This is a genomic window from Neisseria sp. P0021.S007, assembly GCF_051956855.1.
Genome location: NZ_JBQCXA010001248.1, coordinates 1 through 510 on the forward strand (window position 1 = coordinate 1; position 510 = coordinate 510).

A 510-nucleotide genomic window follows, 5' to 3' on the forward strand; every position below is an offset into this window, starting at 1 on the left:
TCACCGGCTTGGGTTTCAATAATCGGCAATGCAGTCAAAGAGCCTGTTTTACCTATCACTTCGCCATTAGTCAGTTTTTCAACTTCGTGTTCATTTACACGAGCCGCACGTTCCAACAAGCGGGAGTGCAGATAGAAAACGTCGCCAGGATATGCTTCGCGTCCGGGTGGGCGGCGCAGCAACAGGGAAATTTGACGGTAAGCAACAGCTTGTTTGGACAAGTCATCATATACGATCAATGCGTCTTCACCGCGGTCGCGGAAGAACTCGCCCATAGTACAACCTGCATAAGGTGCGATATATTGCAGAGCGGCAGCCTCAGAAGCAGTCGCAGCAACCACAATCGTGTGTTCCATTGCACCATGCTCTTCCAATTTGCGTACTACGTTAGCAATAGAAGATGCTTTTTGACCGATTGCGACATAAATACAAATAACGCCTGTACCTTTTTGGTTAACAATAGCATCCAATGCTACGGCTGTTTTACCTGTTTGACGGTCACCAATGATC

1 pseudogene is annotated in these 510 nt (G+C 47.6%); it reads right to left on the reverse strand.

Annotated features, from left to right (window positions below):
* Window positions 1-510 (reverse strand): annotated as a pseudogene (locus ACTHUR_RS18560) (F0F1 ATP synthase subunit alpha); the annotation flags it as partial.